The organism is Streptomyces chromofuscus (assembly GCF_015160875.1).
GTDB classification, from domain to species: Bacteria; Actinomycetota; Actinomycetes; order Streptomycetales; family Streptomycetaceae; genus Streptomyces; species Streptomyces chromofuscus.
The window spans coordinates 509,634-525,822 of sequence record NZ_CP063374.1 but is presented as its reverse complement, the minus strand read 5'-3'; the positions used below and the strand labels follow the sequence as shown (position 1 = coordinate 525,822).

Sequence of the window (16,189 nt, the reverse complement as noted above, 5' to 3'; positions counted from 1 at the left end):
CGGTCCCGCGGCGGTCGCCGTCGAGCGGCCTGTCCCGGTCGACCGACGCCGACCGGGCGTCTCGGCCGGCAGGCCCGGCGCACCCGCCGTCAGAGCAGCGAGTCGGTGATCACGGCCGGCCGCCGCCGACATGCCACGTCGTAGGCCTCGGTGGCGGCCCGGGCTTCCCGCTGACCGTCGGAGTACCGTCCGGTGACCCCGGCCGGGTCGGGGGCGTCGACCGGACGGCGGGTGGCGATCACTCCCTGCTCGAGTGAGCCGACGACGTCGATACCGGTGTGCCGGGGCAGGCCTCCCTCGCCGCCGGTTCGGGGGTGACGGTGCTGCCGAGCTACCTGTGCGAGGACGATCCCGCGTCGGGGACACTCGTGGCCCTGCTGTCCCCGGAGGACCCGCCCATCAACTGCGACTGTTGCGGTTGCCCATCCGTCACGACGCCGACAGGGTCATGACGCCGGGACCGCCGAAGCGGACATCCGGCGCCGCCCGGCCCCGTCACGGGCGCCGACGGACACCTCGCGTCCCGGTTCGAGCAGCGTCACGGTGCGCGCGTGTGCAGCGCCGGCGGATGCCTTATCGCTCCCGCACCCGTGAGCCGTGGTGCGGGCGAGCGCCTCGCAGTCTCTCCCGCTGGGCGGCCACGCTGTCCAGGAGCATCTGCAAGGCGGTCGGGTACGCGCTGGTGATCATGCGGGAGGCCAGCAGGGGCGCCGCCTCGGCGATGCGGGGGTAGGTGTCGGCGGGCAGCGTCGCGTACGTCGAGCGCCACATGTCCTCGTCCGACCGCAGCGACTCCTTCGGCAGCGCCAGCGACGCGGCGTCGAGGGCGGCGAAGGCCAGCGTCTGGTCGATGAACGCGTGGTAGATGCGGACGGTGTCCTCCAGCGGGAAGCCGGCCGTGCGGAGGATGTCCAGGACCGCCTCGTCGGCGGCGAGTTCGTTGGCCCGCCCCGAGACCCGGCTGGAGGTCAGCTGGGCCGCCTGCGGATGGGCGACGTACGAGGCGTGGATGCGAAGGCCCACGCTGCCCAGGTCGGGCCGCCACTGTCCCGTGGGCTGCCAGCCCTCCAGCGCCTGCCCGATGAGCCGGTCGCCGATGGCCAGGATCAGGTCGTCCATGCCCCGGAAGTAGCGGTACAGGGTGCTGGGATCGCAGTCGAGGACCAGGCCCAGGCGGCGAGCGGTGAGCCCGGCGCTGCCATGTTCCCGCAACAGGCGCAGGGCCGCGTCGACGAACAGGTCGCCGGACAGCACGGTGCCGCTCCTGGTGGGGCGGCGCCGCCGCCGGTTTTCCTCGGGGACGACGGACTTCGGCAACTGCGGCTCCTCGGGCGGGGGCCTTATGCCAACGTCATTGACCTTAGACGGGCGCGGCGCCTTTGATTCCGGCAGGGGCCCCTGAGCTTCGACCGACACTCGACCGATGGGCGGAACTGATCATGCGCGTACTTCTCGTGGGAGCGGGTGGCGTGGGCACGGCGATCACCCGCATCGCGGCCCGCCGGCCGTTCCTCGACACCATGATCGTCACCGACTACGACCGGGCGCGGGCCGAGGCGGCCGTCGCGTCGCTGGGGGACCGTGGCGACCGCTTCCGGGCGGAGCGGGTGGACGCCGGGGACGAGGAGGCCGTCACGGCACTGCTGCGTCGCCACGCGTGCGACGTCCTGCTCAACGCCACCGACCCGCGCTTCGTGATGCCCCTGTTCCGGGCGGCGCGCGCCGCGGGCGTCACCTATCTGGACATGGCGATGTCGCTGTCCCGGCCGCATCCCGAACGCCCTTACGAGGAGTGCGGGGTGAAGCTCGGCGACGCGCAGTTCGCGCAGGCGGCCGAGTGGGAGGGCAGCGGCACCCTTGCACTGGTCGGCATGGGCGTCGAGCCGGGCCTGTCCGACGTCTTCGCACGTCATGCGGCCGACGAACTCTTCGACGAGATCGAGGAGATCGGCATTCGCGACGGCGCCGATCTCACCGTCGACGGCCTCGTCTTCGCACCGTCGTTCAGCATCTGGACGACGATCGAGGAATGCCTCAACCCGCCGGTGGTCTACGAGGCGGAGCGCGGCTGGTTCACCACCGAGCCGTTCAGCGAACCGGAGGTGTTCGACTTCCCCGAGGGCATCGGCCCGGTCGAGTGCGTGAACGTCGAGCACGAGGAGGTCCTCCTCGTGCCGCGGTGGATCGACGCGCGGCGCGTCACCTTCAAGTACGGCCTGGGCACGGAGTTCATCGACACCCTGAAGACCCTGCACCTGCTGGGACTCGACCGCACGGAACCCGTCACCGTCGCGGGCCCCGGCGGCCCGGTCGCCGTCTCGCCCCGCGACGTCGTCGCGGCGTGTCTGCCCGACCCGGCCGCACTGGGCGAGCGCATGCGGGGCAAGACCTGTGCCGGCACCCTGGTGCGCGGCCTCAAGGACGGGAAGCGGCGCGAGGTGTACCTCTACCACGTCGTCGACAACCAGTGGTCCATGGCGGAGTACGGCTGCCAGGCCGTGGTGTGGCAGACGGCGATCAACCCGGTCGTCGCCCTGGAACTCCTCGCGTCGGGCAACTGGACCGGCAAGGGCGTGCTCGGTCCGGAGGCCTTCCCGGCCCGCCCCTTCCTGAACCTGCTCACCGAGTACGGGTCCCCCTGGGGCATGCGGGAGCAGTGAGCGGAGCGAACGGCCGGCGCGGCATGAGGGCGTGCGCACGGCTGGAGGCGCGGACGGGGGCGCGGTGGCCGAGTGCGGTGAACGGACCCTCGGCGCTGGCGGATACGGGGGGCGGCCGGCGGAGCGGCCGCCCTCGGCCGCCCACCCTCGCGCGCCGGCGTCACCGGACGGTCGTGGCGCCCCACACGTGTCAACTCACCAGGTCACCCGCCCTGTCCGTGACGTCCGAGGTGTCCAGCCGTCCAGCACCCCCGTCGCCTGTCGCCCTTGCGACATGTCCCACCTGTGCCACGAGGAACCGGTGACACGGAGTTCGGCAGCGGCCGATTCTGTGCAGCACCAACTGTGCAGCACCAACGGCAGCGAACAGCCGTGTGGCCGGCAGGGGACCGCGGCGCCAACGCGTCGCATATACGACGGAAGGTACGCATCTGATGAGACGGATACGCCTCGCGGCCGCGGCGGCGGCGGGGTTGACGATGCTCGCCGGCGCGGTCTCGCCGGTCGCGGCGGGGGACTCGGACCCGAGGGCGGAGCAGGCCGCCGTCCCGACGACGGCCGACGGTGCTGCCGACGTGCGCCTGATCACCGGCGACCGTGTCACCGTCACCATGGGAGCCGACGGCCGCCGAACCGCATCGGTGCAGCCGGGGGAGGGCCGCGAGCGCATCCTCTTCCGCACCGTCGAGGAGGACGGGCGCCTGCTGGTCCTCCCGTCCGACGCGGCCGAACTGGTCGCGGCGGGACGCCTGGACCGCAAGCTCTTCGACGTCACCGCGCTGATCGCCCAGCGCTACGACGAGGCGCACACCGACACGCTGCCGCTGATCGTCGGGGACGCGGAGGGCGTGGCCGACGCGAGGCTGCGGAACGTGACCGCGCTGGCCGCGGAGGGGACACCCGCCCGACGACTGCGGAGCATCGACGCCCAGGCCGTGCGGGTACCGACCGAGCACCTCGGCTCCTTCTGGAAGCGTCTGCTCCCCGCCGGGGAGGGCGCCGCCCGTGCGGCCGGCACCCCGAAGGTGTGGCTGGACGGCCGGGTGCGTGCCTCCCTCGACCGGAGCACCGCGCAGATCGGCGCGCCGGAGGCGTGGAAGGCCGGCCTCAAGGGCGACGGCGTCAAGGTCGCCGTCCTGGACACCGGTGCGGACCCGACGCATCCCGACCTGGCCGGACGCATCAGCGAGGCACAGGACTTCTCCGGCAGTTCCGGCACCGGTGACGCCTTCGGGCACGGCACGCACGTCGCGTCCATCGTCGGCGGCTCCGGCGCGGCGTCCGACGGCAGCCGCAAGGGCGTGGCCCCCGGCGCCGACCTGCTGATCGGCAAGGTGCTGGGCGACGACGGCTACGGCAGCGCGTCGCAGGTCATCGCGGGCATGGAGTGGTCCGTCGCCCGGGGCGCCAAGGTCGTCAACATGTCGCTCGGCTCCAGTGAGCCCACCGACGGCACCGACCCGATGAGCCAGACCCTGAACGAACTCTCCGAGTCCACCGGCACGTTGTTCGTCGTCGCGGCGGGCAACTCGGGCCCCGCCCGGGGCACGATCGGTTCCCCCGGCGCCGCCGACGCGGCGCTGACCGTCGGCGCGGTGGACCGGGACGACTCCCTCGCCGACTTCTCCAGCCGTGGTCCCCGGGCCGGCGACGAAGCCGTCAAGCCCGAGGTGACCGCACCCGGCGTGGGCATCGTGGCCGCCCGGGCGACCGGCACCACCATGGGAGAGGTGGTCGACGGTTCCTACGTGGCCGCTTCCGGCACCTCGATGGCGACCCCGCACGTCGCGGGAGCGGCGGCACTGCTCGCCCAGCAGCACCCGGACTGGTCGGCGACCCGGCTCAAGGACGCGCTGACCAGCACGGCACGCACCATCGCCGGCCAGCAGGTCACCGAACAGGGCGGCGGCCGCATCGACCTCGCCGCGGCCACCCGGACTCCCGTCACCGCCACCGGCACCCTCGCCCTGGGCACCTACGGGTCCGACGAGAGCGGCACGCACACCCGCACCGTCCGCTACACCAACCACTCAGACAAGGCCGTCACCCTCGGCCTGCGCGCCGGGCTGGCGACCAGCAGCGGCCGCGAGGTCGGCTCCGGCGCCCTGCGCCTGGACGCGGCATCCCTGACCGTGCCGGCGGGCGCGACGGCCGAAATGCCGCTCACCGTGGACCCCTCCCGTGCCGTGAAGGGCGACTACTACGGATACCTGACGGCGTCCACCGCGGACGGCACCGTCACCGTGCACACGACGCTGAGCCTGATCGTGCGCGGCCCCGTGCACAAGCTCACGATCGTGTCCTACGACCGCGACGGCCGGCGCGTCCACGCGCTCCCGAACATCTGGGGGGCCGAGGGATTCGTGGGGTACACCGACCGTGACAACGCCGTAGCCGAGGTCGAAGAGGGCACGTACCAGGTGACCTCCGGAGGCATCGAGCAGGAGAACGGCAAGGAGGTGCTGCGGCACATCGTCCTGCCGGAGATCCGGGTCACCAAGGACACCACCGTCGTCGTCGACCCCCGCAGGACCACCAAGGTCGAGATCCGCACACCCAAGCCGGCCGAACAGAGCGGCATCCTGAGCTTCCAGACGTACCGGGAGATCGACGGGCACGGCTGGCTCGACGGCACCATGTACTTCGACGTCGCCGAAGAGCTCTACGTCAGCCCCACCGAGCAGGTCACCGACGGCACCTTCGAGTTCGCCTCCCGCTGGCAGATGGTCGCGCCCCTGCTCCAGACCGAGGTCGTCGGCGATCGCAAGGACCTCGACGCGTACTACATGCCGCAGTCGCCGCTCTTCGACCCGCGCGGCGCGAAGCTCACCGCCGTCGACGCCGGCACCGTGACCGAGCCCGACTTCCGCGACGTCCGCGGCAAGCTCGCCGTCCTCACCGACGAATCGGGGGTGGGCGGAGCCGAGTTGACGGAGCAGGCCGCTGCCGCCGGCGCCCGCGCCGTCATGGTGGTCCACTTCAGCGACATCGGCTGGACCCGGTGGACGCCCCACGGGGACCGCTGGAAGATCCCCACCGTCAGGGTCGGCGCCGGCACGGGAGCGGAGTTGCTGCGGCGGATCGCGCGGGGCACCACCACCATCGCCTTCAGCGGCACCGCGCGCAGCCCGTACCTCTACGACGTCATGCAGGTGGCCGAGCAGCGCATCCCCGAACGCGTCGTCCACACGGTCTCCGAGAGCAACAGCGCCGTGGTCCGCTCCACGTACGCGGACAACGGCGGTGAGCCGTGGGCGGCGGAGCAGCGCTTCGCCCGCCGGCCCTACCAGGAGTTCATCTGGCTGCAGTACACCCGGCACGCGCCGACCGCCTTCACCCGCACCGAGTACGTCACCTCGGGCGACACCGAGTGGCACCAGGTGGTCCACCACCACACCCTGGCGGACGTCGACACCCCGCTGAGCGCCGGCCTGCGCGAGGCGCCGCGTACCTACCGGGCGGGCGAGCAGGTGCGCAACACCTGGCAGGGAGCCGTCGTCCGGCCGTCCATCCCGCGCGGTGGAGAGCCCAGCACGCGCAGCGGGAACATGCTCCGGCTGCGGATCCCCGAGTTCACCGACTCCCAGTCCGGCCACTGGTCCCGTCTGATCCAGACCGGCGGCGGAGGCATCGGCACGCGGGAGGTGACGACGATCGACACGGCGAACGCGGAGCTGTTCCGCAACGGCGAGAAGGTGATCGATCTCGCGGACGCGTGGCGGAACGTCGAAGTGCCCTCCGGGGACGCCGCGTACCGGTTGCGCCTCGAGACGACCCGCGAGTCCGGCGACTGGGACTATGCCACCTCCACGGACACCTCCTGGTCGTTCCGCTCCGACTCGACCACGGAGGCGACGCGGCTGCCACTGCTCCAGGTCGACTACGACGTACCGGTCGACGCGCGCAACGCCGTGAGTCCCGGCCGCTCGTACTCGCTGGGCCTGACGGTGCGCAACCAGGACGGGCTCGACGCTCCGCGGGGCGTGCGCACGGTGGTCGAGGTCTCCTACGACGACGGTGAGCACTTCAGCAAGGTGCCGGTCGAGGCCCGGGGCGGGAACGTCTTCTCGGCCACCGTCGTCAAGCCGGCCTCCGTCCGGAGCGACGCCTTCGTGACGCTCCGCGTCACGGCCGAGGACGCGCAGGGCAACTCGATCCGGCAGACCGTGAACAGGGCGTACCTGCATCGCGGCTGACCTTGGATGAACGGGTGGCGGGTGAGAGGGGCAATGCGCCCTCTCACCTGCCACCATGGCGTAGTACGGTCCTCAACGATTGGAGTGAGTGAACATCATCCTGTCCCAGGAGGACGCTTTGACGCTGGAGGCCGCTGGAGTCACAGGCACCGAGGAGACCATCTACCGCCTTCTCGTGGACGTGGGCCGTGCCTCCGCACAGGATGTCGCCGACCGGTTGGGGCTCCAACCGGCAGAAACCCAGCGACTTCTGACCGCGCTGGCCTCCAAGGGCATGGTCAGCCAGAACGACGTACTGCCCCGCCAGTACGTCGCCACGCCCCCGGACGTGGCCCTCCTGCCCCGGCTCAAGCGCTCCGCCGAAGCCCTCGATCTCGCCCGCGCCGAGGCGGCCGGGCTCCTGGAGACCTACCGCGAGAACCTGCGCCGGCGGGACGCCGGTCATCTGATCGAGGTCATCACCGGAGCCGAGGCGCTGCGCCTGCACCTGCGGCAGATCCAGGACGGGGCGCGCGACGAGTTGCTCTGGTTCTGCAAGGCGCAGTACGTGGCGATGCCGTCCGGCACCAATCGGGCCGAGTTCGAGGCGCTGGCCCGCGGCGTGCGCTACCGGGTGCTGTACGAGAAGGCCTTCTTCGACGACGAGGGTGCCGTCGATAACGTTGTCGAGGGGGTGCGGGCGGGCGAGATCGCCCGATCGGTGCCCCATCTGCCGCTGCGGCTGGCCGTGGCCGACCGTGCCATCGCCGTCTGCCCGCTCGTGCCGGGCGGCCCCAACGGCAACCCGGACGAGCCCACTGCCGCGCTGGTGCGCGACAGCAATCTGCTCGCCGCCCTGATCGCGCTCTTCGAGCGCTACTGGGAGGACGCGGTGCCGCTGGTCGTGGACGACACCGGATCCGTCTCGGGCACCGACGGCGCCGGCGCGTCGGACCCCCTGTCCGCCACCGACCGGCGCCTGCTGTCACTGCTGGTGGCGGGAGTGGCCGACAAGGCGATCGCGACCCAGATGGGGCTCAGCCGGCGCACGGTGCAGCGGCACGTCCAGCACATGATGGAACTCGCCGGAGCCACGACGCGCATGCAACTCGCCTGGCAGGCGGCCCGGCGGGGCTGGTTGTAGCGGGGCCGGCCGCGCGGGACACGCATGGCCCCGGGACATGTCGAGGCACGATGCCGGACAGCGCGACCGGCGAACGGCCTTGACGGCGTGTCCCCGGCGGGACGGGGACACGCCGTGCGCCGCGCGGCAGGATCAGGGGGCGGAGAAAGAACCGGGGCGCGGTGTCGTCGCTCACGGAGGCGGCTTCACCGTCGTCCAGGGAGACGTCCTTGGTCTCCCTGCCGAGCAGGAGCGCGGTCGGCGTCAGCACCGCCATCGCGGAGAGGCAGGGGCCGACCAGCCACGGAGAGCCGTCACCGGCCTCCCGCAGCGCCACTCGCGACGGCGTTGGATCGGCGAGGGGCAGACCCATTGGCGGTCGGTCCGGTCGCACGTGATCAGCACCTGGCCGGATCGGCGTACGCTCTTCGGTCCGTGCACTGGTGGCAGGTGCTCTGGCGAGCCGAAATGGACACTCGGGTGTCGCCCGTCGGCCGTGGTGTGGGTCATGAGGTTGCTGTGAATCGGTGAGCCGGTTGAACACACCCGCTTCGGGGCGCGTATGGCACGCGGGGGAACTCATGCCCGGCCGACCAACGCGTAGGAGTACAAACCGTGAGACACAACACGCGCAGACGTCCAACCGGCGCGCGGCGCGCGACATTCGCCGCTGTCGCGCTGATGCTGGGCGGCGGAGGGCTCGTCGGTGTCAATGTGTACGCCTCTGCAACCGACGGCGGTTCGGGGGGCGACGTCGGTGACACCACGAGCGCGTGGGGTACTGCGACGATCGACTGCCCCGACGTCGGGGAACGGCTGACCGCGGTTCCCGACGCGGCGCGGGCGGAGGTCGACAAGGAACTCGCCCTGCTCGACCAGCAGATCGCCGACGCCTACCGGCAGTTGCAGCAGCAGTCGACCGGCTCCGCCGAGGAGGCGGTCGTGCAACCGCTGACGGAGCAACGCGCGGCGACGATCGAGCGCATCGCCCTCGCCCTGGACAACGCGGGCGAGCGGCCGGACGGGCTCGAGGCCCTGGCGGCCTGCACTTTGCAGGAGGTCGAGGGCGCGCAGGACCCCGAGGGTGAGGGCCAGGCCGGTGACGGCTCCGCCGGCGCGGAGGGGGACGGGCAGGCGGACGGGGGTGATCAGGCCGGCGACGGACAAGGGGGAATCGGCGGCCAGGCCGGCAACGGCCCCGTCGCCGCGGACTACGCGGACATCACCGGCGTCCAGCCCAACGTGCCCGCCCCGCAACAGACGGAGGGCGCTTCACGTGGCACCTTCACGACCAGCTGCGGTGTCAACGCCGAGGGCCTGTTCAACTCGGACAACGTGATCGTCGCCCCCGGCGTCACCAACGGAGCGCACCACTTCCACGACTACGTCGGCAACCAGGCGAACAACGCGTTCGCCGGCGACGAGGATCTCGCGGCCGCCGAGACCAGCTGCGTGGACCCGGGGGACAGGTCGTCGTACTACTGGCCCGTGCTGCGACTGCAGAACGGTACGCAGGAGCAGGACGCCCAGTCGCCCGGCGGCGGAGTGGAGGGCAACGCCGGTGAGATCGTGACGCCGAAGGAGGTCACGCTGACGTTCGTGGGCAACCCGCTCGGTGAGGTCACCGCGATGCCGCGGCTGCTGCGCATCATCACCGGCGACGCCAAGGCCTTCGTCAACGGCCCCGCCAACGCGAACGCCTCCTGGAGCTGCACCGGCTTCGAGGACCGCCAGCTGAAGGACAAGTACCCGCTCTGCCCGTCCGGCAGCGACGTGGTGCGCACGTTCCGCTTCCAGAGCTGCTGGGACGGCTCCAACATCGACAGCGCCAACCACCGCACGCACGTCGCGTTCGCCGACGCCTCCGGCAACTGCCCCGCCGGCTTCCGCGCGATCCCGCAGCTGGTGCAGCGGATCGTCTACGACGTCGACGCGCCGAGCCTGAACGACGGCGGCCGGACGACGCCGCTGTTCGCGGTGGACTCCTTCCCGGAGCAGCTCCACAAGCCGGTCACCGACCACGGCGACTTCATCAACGTCTTCGACGAGGACCTGATGGCGGAGATGGTCGACTGCATCAACGGCGGGCGGCAGTGCCAGGCGGGCGCCGGAGACGGCGACGGCGACGGCGGAGGCCAGGACGAGCCGACGGATGCTCCTCAGGATCCGGGCGCCGGCGACGGCGGGGCGGAGCAGCCGGGTGACGGCGGCGCGGGGGAGCAGCCTGCTGAGCCGGGTGACGGCGGTGGCGAGCAGCCTGCCCAGCCGGGTGACGGTGGTGGGGACCGGCCAGGCGACGATGCAGGGGGTGAAGCCGGTGCTGGTGTCGAGCCCACCCAGGCACCGGACGACGAGGCTCCCGCCCCGTCGGACGGCACCCCGGAGACGACCGCACCGCGTCCCGTGGAGCCCAAGGCGGCGAGCACGTCGGCTGTTCCGTCACCGGCCGCCACGTCCCGGGCGCCCGCAGCCGCCGCTGGGACCGGCGGCTCCGTCACCGGGGCGTCGGCCGGACAGCAGGTCGCCGCTCCGCAGGGGGAGCAGGGCGGACTGGCCGAGACCGGCGCGAGTCTGTGGCCCGCCGCAGCCGGCTCCGCACTGCTGCTCGCAGGCGGCGTTCTCCTGATGCGAACCCGGCGCCGTCAGAGGTGACGACACCGGGCTGACCTCGACGTGCCCCCGGCGCCCGCAGCATCGGTGTCGGGGGCACGCGCGAGCGCGATGCCGAATCCGTCGCTTGAACCGCAAGGCGGCTCCCACCGGACAGCGGGCGAACATGACTCACTGTCGGTGCCGCATGCCACGATGGCGCACATGGGGATCTTCGAGTGGGAGCCACTGCTCGAGCGGTGGAGCGATGGGCGCCCGGAAGCGCTGGCCGCACGGGAGCCGGAGTCGCTCCAGGTACTGGACGAGGACATCGTTCGGCACCGTCGGCTGGGATTCGCCTCTGCCGATTCGTCTCGGACGACGGCCCTGGACGAGCGCGTCCTGGCGCTCGGGATGGAGCAGCCCCTGCCGCCGTCCCTCCGCTCCTTCCTCGAGACGGCGAACGGCCGGCGCGACGCGGGCCGGCTTCGTCCACCGGCTCGCGGGGGCGGAAAGCATCGAGCCGTACGGAGGTGCTCCTCGCCGGCATGTGGGGACGGGCCCTGCAGCTGGCGCTCGACTCGGACATGACGGATGTGCTGCTCGGCCCCGGCGATGTGGGTGCCGAGTGCCGTGCCCTGGGCGCCATCGCGGCGACGTTCGGTGTCTCGCTGCCCCGGTTCGCCCTGGACCACGGCGGACTGCCCACGCTTTCGACACGGCCGTGGATCGCGATGCCCGGTCCGGGGGAGTCGTGTGCGACGCTCACCGGGGTCAGGTACAGGTCCGGGCCGAGGTGAGGGAGCCGACCGATGTACCGGACGCCGGCGCATCACGTTTCCTTCAGCGGCGCGTCCGGCGCTTCGACCCCGGACCTCCTGAACGCAAGGAGGGGATGGGGGGCCATCAGGGTGGTCGCGAGCCGTGTCGGGTGTCTGCCGCGGGCACCGTTGGCCATGCTGGGCCACGAGTGGCGGCACCCCACCAGCGACAAGGAGCACGGCATGCCGACGGATGCGGTCGGACGATTCCTGACGGCTCTGGACCCGGATCACCGGGAGGCCGTCAGTGCCAAGCCCCGCGAGGAACAGGAGCGCCTCGCGGCAGCCTGGGAACGGGAACTGGAAGCGGACACCGAACTCGACACCCTCGACGAATTGTCACCGGCGGCGGCGGAAGCGGAGGCTGCCCGCCGTGTGATGGACCGCGACACCGACGGAAGCGTGTGACGGAGGGCCGTTGAGAGGCCCTCCGTCTTGTGTGCCAGGGCGTTCGAGCGAGCGCGGTCGATCGTCTACTGCGGCTTCGTCGCGATCTGGATCAGGTTGCCGCAGGTGTCGTCGAAGACGGCGGTGGTGACCGGTCCCATCTCCAGGGGCTCCTGGGTGAAGCGGACGCCGAGGTCGCGCAGGCGCTCGTACTCGGCGTTCACGTCCTCGACGGCGAACTGGGCGAGCGGGATGCCGTCTTCGACGAGCGTGTCGCGGTACGTCTTGACGGCCGGGTGGCCGGCGGGCTCCAGGAGGAGTTCCGTGCCGCCGGGTTCGTCGGGCGAGACCACGGTCAGCCACCGGTCCTTCTCCCCCACGGGGACGTCGTGCTTCTTCACGAAGCCGAGGATCTCGGTGTAGAAGCGCAGTGCCTTGGCCTGGTCGTCGACGAAGACGCTGGTCAGATGGATCTTCATGGGGCGCTCTCTTCCGGTTCGGATGCGTCGGGCACGAGCCACCGTTCGGTGATCTGCCGTAGCGGGGCCGTGTTGAGGTCGTGGAACTTGTAGCGGCCCTCCCGCCTGGTCTCGACGAGCCCGGCGGCTTCCAGCACGGCGAGGTGCTGGGAGACCGCCTGGCGTGAGATGCCGAGCTGATGCTTCATGCTCAGTCGCGCGCAGATCTCGAACAGTGTCTGTCCGGACTTCTCCGTGAGCTCGTCGAGGATGGTGCGGCGGGTGGGGTCGGCCAAGGCTCTGAACAGGTCGTCGGCCACGGCCACAGCATAGGCAAGTCGCCGCTTGCCTATCAAGTCGAGGTGCGCCGTGCTCCGGAGTCGGGCCGGGCTTCGCCAAGGGCCTTGCTGGTCGTTCGGTGCCGAACGCAACCGTGCCGTAGGCCTGCTGGTGGCGACAGCCGACGTCACCGCACGGTCGATGACGCGGTGGTGCCGGTGCCGACTCGGGGGAGTCGGCGCCTGGGAAGCACCCCAGCGGTTTCGGCCGTCGATCCTTGTTGATCCGCTGGGGAACCGAGTCGCGGATGCGGCGGGCGCAGAGAGCGGGTGCGGCGGAGCGCGGAGAGAATTCCAGATCCTCGTGCGGGACCTAACGGGCCGGGACGGGGAAGATCATGCAGCTGCTCGTGGCGTGGGCCAGGAGACGGTCCGTGCTGTCGAACAGTTCGGCTTGGGCAAGGGCGGTACGACGGCCCTGGCTGAGAACGGTGCCCACGGCGCGGACCTTGCCGGTGTCGACGGTGATCGGGCGCAGGAACTTCACGTTCAGGTCGAGCGAGGTGTAGCCCGTGCCGGCCGGCAGGGTGGACTGCACGGCGCAGCCGGCGGCGGAGTCGAGCAGGGTGGCGTAGACACCGCCGTGGACGCTGCCGATGGGGTTGTAGTGCTCCTCGCCCGGTTCCATCGTGAACACCGCGCGGCCCGACTCGACCTCGTGGAGCGTGAAGTTGAGGGTCGCGGCGATGGGCGGGGCGGGCAGGCGCCCGGCCAGCACGTCCCTGAGGAACTCCAGGCCGCTCGCTCGGCCGACCGCGGCCGCGGACACCTGGGGGTCCCCCCACTCGAACGTGCGTGACCTGGCCATGGGATTCCTCCTGCGTACTGACTTCGGCAGACGAAGCTAGCCAGTGAGAGATCTGGCTGTCAATGACGAAGTCAGCCTACGATGAGCGCATGACCTGGCTGGAGACCAGTACCGAGAACTGCACGGTGCAGCGCACTCTCGAGCTCGTCGGCGAGAAGTGGTCGCTGCTGGTGCTGCGCGACGCCATGAACGGCGTGCGCCGCTTCGACGACTTCCGCCGCCACATGGGGCTGTCCGAGGCGGTGCTGGCGGACCGGCTGCGCAAGCTCGTCAACGCCGGGATTCTGGAGACCGTTCCGTACCGCGAGCCCGGCAGCCGTACGCGGCACGAGTATCGGCTCACCCCCAAGGGCTGGGACCTGTGGCCCGCGATGGTCGCCCTCAAGCAGTGGGGCGACCGCTACACCGCCGACATCGAGGGCCCGCCCCTGGAGGTCCGCCACCGCGACTGCGGCGAAGTCGTCGAGGCCGTGATCGTCTGCGAGGGCGGCCACGGCGCGCTCACTCCCCGGCAGGCCTACACCTGCCCAGGAGCCGCAGCCCGCACTGCGCACTGACCGGGGGCGTCGGGCGAGGAGGCGTTGGTTCCAGCGGGTCCAGGTCACCGTGGCCCGTCACCGGTGTCTTCGGTGCTACTGGGTGCGGGGAGATCGGGCGCGGCCGCAGGGAGTCATGGGGACGACACCGGAGCCGGACAAGGCCCAGTGCGCAACGGGGTTGCGGGGAGGGCAGTCCAGTCCGGCGTCGTACCCCATGGACGAATCAGCTCTGGATCAGGCCCAGTTCGAAGAGGCTGTCGGCGGTGTCGGTGATCGTTGTCTCCACGTCGATCGACACCGGCGGGGCTTCTGTCATTGCCACGTCCTCAGTGTTCGGAACTTCAAGCGCTTCAAGCCGAGCGTGGGCCGTGACCTGCCCAGGATCACGTGGGGCGTGACGGAGTCGGATGGGTGCGACCGGCCGGCACCGCTCGGCAGACCCGCGGGTGGGACGGAGATATCGGTGCCCAGTGCCTTGACACCGGGCCGGAGGCCGGCGAGGGCGGCGCTGTCGCGTACGGCGCCGTGCAGGACGAGGCCGGCCCAACCGCATGATCGGCCCCATGGCCCTCACCAGCCTGTTCGTCATCGCCGTCGCCCACTGGCTCGGCCTGGGCGAACGCAGAAGATCGACACCGAGAAGCTCGCCGCCGTCGGACCGGTGTGTACGCGGGGCGGCCGGTGACCCGTGTCGAAGGACGAGGTCGGACGGGAAGGTTCCGGGGCAGACGGACTGCGAGCAGCCGTACGACAAGGAGTGTTCACACGATGGGTACCACCGTGCACGTCCCGCAGACCCGGGACATGATCGGGGAAGAACTCTCCGGAGACGAGGCGTTCGCCGCCCTGCGCCATTACGGGGGTCTGCGGCTGCTGGTCGACTCCTTCGCACGGTTCCGTTACGCGGACGGCTTCACCAACGCGCGGGCCCTCGCCTTCCAGGTGGTGCTCGGGCTGGTCCCGTGCACCGTGGCGCTCGTCGGCCTGGCCACGTCGGTGCACACGGAGGGCGTCGGCCGGATCATCGAGCTGACGCTCGGCCGGATCGTGCCGGGCGCCGGCGCGGAGATCGTCGAGGACGCCTTCGAAGGCACCCGGCGCACCGCTCACGGCGACATCTGGAGCACGCTCGCCCTGTGGCTCGGCCTGGGTTTCGCGCTGCTGAACCTCTCCTCGGCCATGGGCCAGATCGAGCGCGGCGCCAACCGTATCTACGGCATCGAGCGCGACCGTCCCTTCCCGCGCAAGTACGGGCGGGCGATCCTCCTCGCGCTCGCCGCCGGTCTGCCCCTGGTGCTGGGGTTCGTCGTGCTCGTCGCCGGTGAGGCCGTGGGCGACGCGGTGGCCGAGTCCGCCGGTTGGGAGGGCGGACCTCAATGGTGGGGTCTGGTCGACGTCCCCCTGGGGCTCGCGCTGGCCTGGATGGCCTCCGCCGTGATCTTCCGCTGGTCGCCCCGCCGCGACCAGCCCGGCTACACCTGGCTGGCCTTCGGCTCGGCCGTGCACCTCCTGCTGTGGGTGTCGGCCACATGCCTGCTCGGGCTGTACGTGGAGGAGAGCGGTGCCTTCGGCGCCGTGTACGGTCCGCTCACCGCCTTCATCGCCCTGCTGTTGTGGGCCAACCTCACGGCCGTCGCGCTCTTCCTCGGTATCGCGTTCGCCGCCCAGCTGGAAGCGGCCCGCGCCGGCATCGAGTCGGCTGTCCACCCGGACCCCGGTCCGGGTGCGTGAGGCCGGACGCCGGCTGAGGCCGCCGCCGCGTTGTCAGCCGCCCGCCGCCGCGGACACCGTCGCGGGGTCCACCCCGGTCAGCTCGACGATGCGGTGCGGTGGCACGCCGGCGGCCAGCGCGCGTCCGATCAGACCGTCCCGGCCGTCCGCGCAGTCGCGGTAGGCGAGCAGCTCCTCCTCGACCCGGGCGAGCGGCTTCGGCGCCATCCGGTGGCGGACCCCGCTCAGTTCCTCGTCGCTCAGCGGCACGGGCAGTCGCTCCGCCCCCTCGGGTACGGCCGCTGTCTCCTCCGGCGGCAGCAGGCGCAGGTGCGGGGAGGTCGGCGTGGTTCCCTGAGCGTCCAGCCACGCGCGTACCGCGGGAGTCTCCATGCACGCCAGATCACCGACGGCGGCGGGGGCCACACCGAGCGGCGCGGACGCGTCGTCGAGCAGGAACAGGTAGGCGTCGTCGGTCATCTTCGGCTCCTTCTCCAGGGGGCTGATCGACGTCCCATTACCCCGCCCCGCCCGGATGAGCGCCGGCCACCGAGCCGAGTCACTGATGGGGGGACATGGCC

Annotated in this window: 15 protein-coding genes and 1 pseudogene; 8 read left to right on the top strand and 8 right to left on the bottom strand. The window is 71.6% G+C overall.

Features of this window, described 5'->3' with window-relative positions; genetic code table 11:
- Positions 1-89 precede the first annotated feature (89 nt).
- Positions 90-242: a hypothetical protein gene (locus IPT68_RS02275; protein ID WP_189701261.1), complete on the bottom strand. Its 153-nt coding sequence runs from the start codon at positions 240-242 to the stop codon at positions 90-92.
- A gap of 331 nt (positions 243-573) precedes the next feature.
- Positions 574-1,317: a TetR/AcrR family transcriptional regulator gene (locus IPT68_RS02270; protein WP_189701260.1), complete on the bottom strand. Its 744-nt coding sequence runs from the start codon at positions 1,315-1,317 to the stop codon at positions 574-576.
- Between the two features lie 122 nt (positions 1,318-1,439).
- Here IPT68_RS02270 and IPT68_RS02265 point away from each other — a divergent pair, with 122 nt between their 5' ends.
- The 3 genes from IPT68_RS02265 (at position 1,440) to IPT68_RS02255 (ending at position 7,979) form a co-directional block, all read left to right on the top strand.
- Entirely contained in the window at positions 1,440-2,660 is a 1,221-nt protein-coding gene (locus tag IPT68_RS02265) for a saccharopine dehydrogenase family protein (RefSeq protein ID WP_189701259.1), read from the top strand.
- Positions 2,661-3,094: 434 nt separating this feature from the next.
- A complete protein-coding gene (locus tag IPT68_RS02260; protein WP_189701258.1) occupies positions 3,095-6,856 on the top strand; it encodes a S8 family serine peptidase in 3,762 nt (1,253 codons plus the stop codon).
- Between the two features lie 118 nt (positions 6,857-6,974).
- Positions 6,975-7,979 carry a helix-turn-helix transcriptional regulator gene (locus IPT68_RS02255; protein WP_189701288.1) on the top strand — a complete coding sequence of 335 codons (1,005 nt, stop codon included), beginning with the start codon at positions 6,975-6,977 and terminating at the stop codon, positions 7,977-7,979.
- Between the two features lie 163 nt (positions 7,980-8,142).
- On the opposite strand, the pseudogene IPT68_RS34925 reads toward IPT68_RS02255, so the two are convergent.
- Positions 8,143-8,295, bottom strand: a pseudogene (locus tag IPT68_RS34925) (MFS transporter); the annotation flags it as partial.
- Positions 8,296-8,639: 344 nt separating this feature from the next.
- On the opposite strand from IPT68_RS34925, the gene IPT68_RS02250 reads away from it, so the two are divergent.
- The 3 genes from IPT68_RS02250 (at position 8,640) to IPT68_RS34760 (ending at position 11,776) form a co-directional block, all read left to right on the top strand.
- Entirely contained in the window at positions 8,640-10,610 is a 1,971-nt protein-coding gene (locus IPT68_RS02250) for a DUF1996 domain-containing protein (protein WP_189701287.1), read from the top strand.
- A 485-nt stretch (positions 10,611-11,095) separates the two neighbouring features.
- On the top strand, positions 11,096-11,347 hold the full coding sequence (locus tag IPT68_RS02245) for a hypothetical protein (RefSeq protein ID WP_189701257.1): 252 nt from the start codon (positions 11,096-11,098) through the stop codon (positions 11,345-11,347).
- Positions 11,348-11,551: 204 nt separating this feature from the next.
- Complete coding sequence (locus IPT68_RS34760; RefSeq protein WP_189701286.1) at positions 11,552-11,776, top strand: hypothetical protein; 225 nt, start codon at positions 11,552-11,554, stop codon at positions 11,774-11,776.
- Between the two features lie 65 nt (positions 11,777-11,841).
- Here IPT68_RS34760 and IPT68_RS02235 read toward each other — a convergent pair whose 3' ends face one another.
- The 3 genes from IPT68_RS02235 to IPT68_RS02225 all read right to left on the bottom strand — a co-directional run bounded on the left by IPT68_RS02235 (position 11,842) and on the right by IPT68_RS02225 (position 13,359).
- Positions 11,842-12,234 (bottom strand): VOC family protein, encoded by a 393-nt coding sequence (locus IPT68_RS02235; protein ID WP_189701256.1) that lies wholly within the window; start codon positions 12,232-12,234, stop codon positions 11,842-11,844.
- Positions 12,231-12,533, bottom strand: coding sequence for an ArsR/SmtB family transcription factor (locus tag IPT68_RS02230; protein ID WP_189701255.1), 303 nt, complete (start codon positions 12,531-12,533; stop codon positions 12,231-12,233). The genes IPT68_RS02235 and IPT68_RS02230 overlap by 4 nt, the downstream gene beginning before the upstream one ends.
- Positions 12,534-12,864: 331 nt before the next feature.
- Positions 12,865-13,359, bottom strand: coding sequence for a PaaI family thioesterase (locus tag IPT68_RS02225; protein WP_189701254.1), 495 nt, complete (start codon positions 13,357-13,359; stop codon positions 12,865-12,867).
- Between the two features lie 89 nt (positions 13,360-13,448).
- Between IPT68_RS02225 and IPT68_RS02220 the strand changes: the two genes are divergently transcribed.
- The gene (locus tag IPT68_RS02220) at positions 13,449-13,916 is read left to right on the top strand and encodes a winged helix-turn-helix transcriptional regulator (RefSeq protein ID WP_189701253.1); all 468 of its coding nucleotides are present in this window, start codon (positions 13,449-13,451) and stop codon (positions 13,914-13,916) included.
- 294 nt (positions 13,917-14,210) lie between these two features.
- Here the strand turns inward: IPT68_RS02220 and IPT68_RS34755 are convergent, their stop codons facing one another.
- Complete coding sequence (locus IPT68_RS34755) at positions 14,211-14,429, bottom strand: hypothetical protein (RefSeq protein ID WP_322734607.1); 219 nt, start codon at positions 14,427-14,429, stop codon at positions 14,211-14,213.
- Between the two features lie 237 nt (positions 14,430-14,666).
- Here IPT68_RS34755 and IPT68_RS02210 point away from each other — a divergent pair, with 237 nt between their 5' ends.
- The gene (locus tag IPT68_RS02210; protein WP_189701252.1) at positions 14,667-15,629 is read left to right on the top strand and encodes a YihY/virulence factor BrkB family protein; all 963 of its coding nucleotides are present in this window, start codon (positions 14,667-14,669) and stop codon (positions 15,627-15,629) included.
- A 33-nt stretch (positions 15,630-15,662) separates the two neighbouring features.
- Here the strand turns inward: IPT68_RS02210 and IPT68_RS02205 are convergent, their stop codons facing one another.
- Positions 15,663-16,088 carry a DUF6003 family protein gene (locus tag IPT68_RS02205; RefSeq protein WP_189701251.1) on the bottom strand — a complete coding sequence of 142 codons (426 nt, stop codon included), beginning with the start codon at positions 16,086-16,088 and terminating at the stop codon, positions 15,663-15,665.
- Positions 16,089-16,189: the final 101 nt, after the last annotated feature.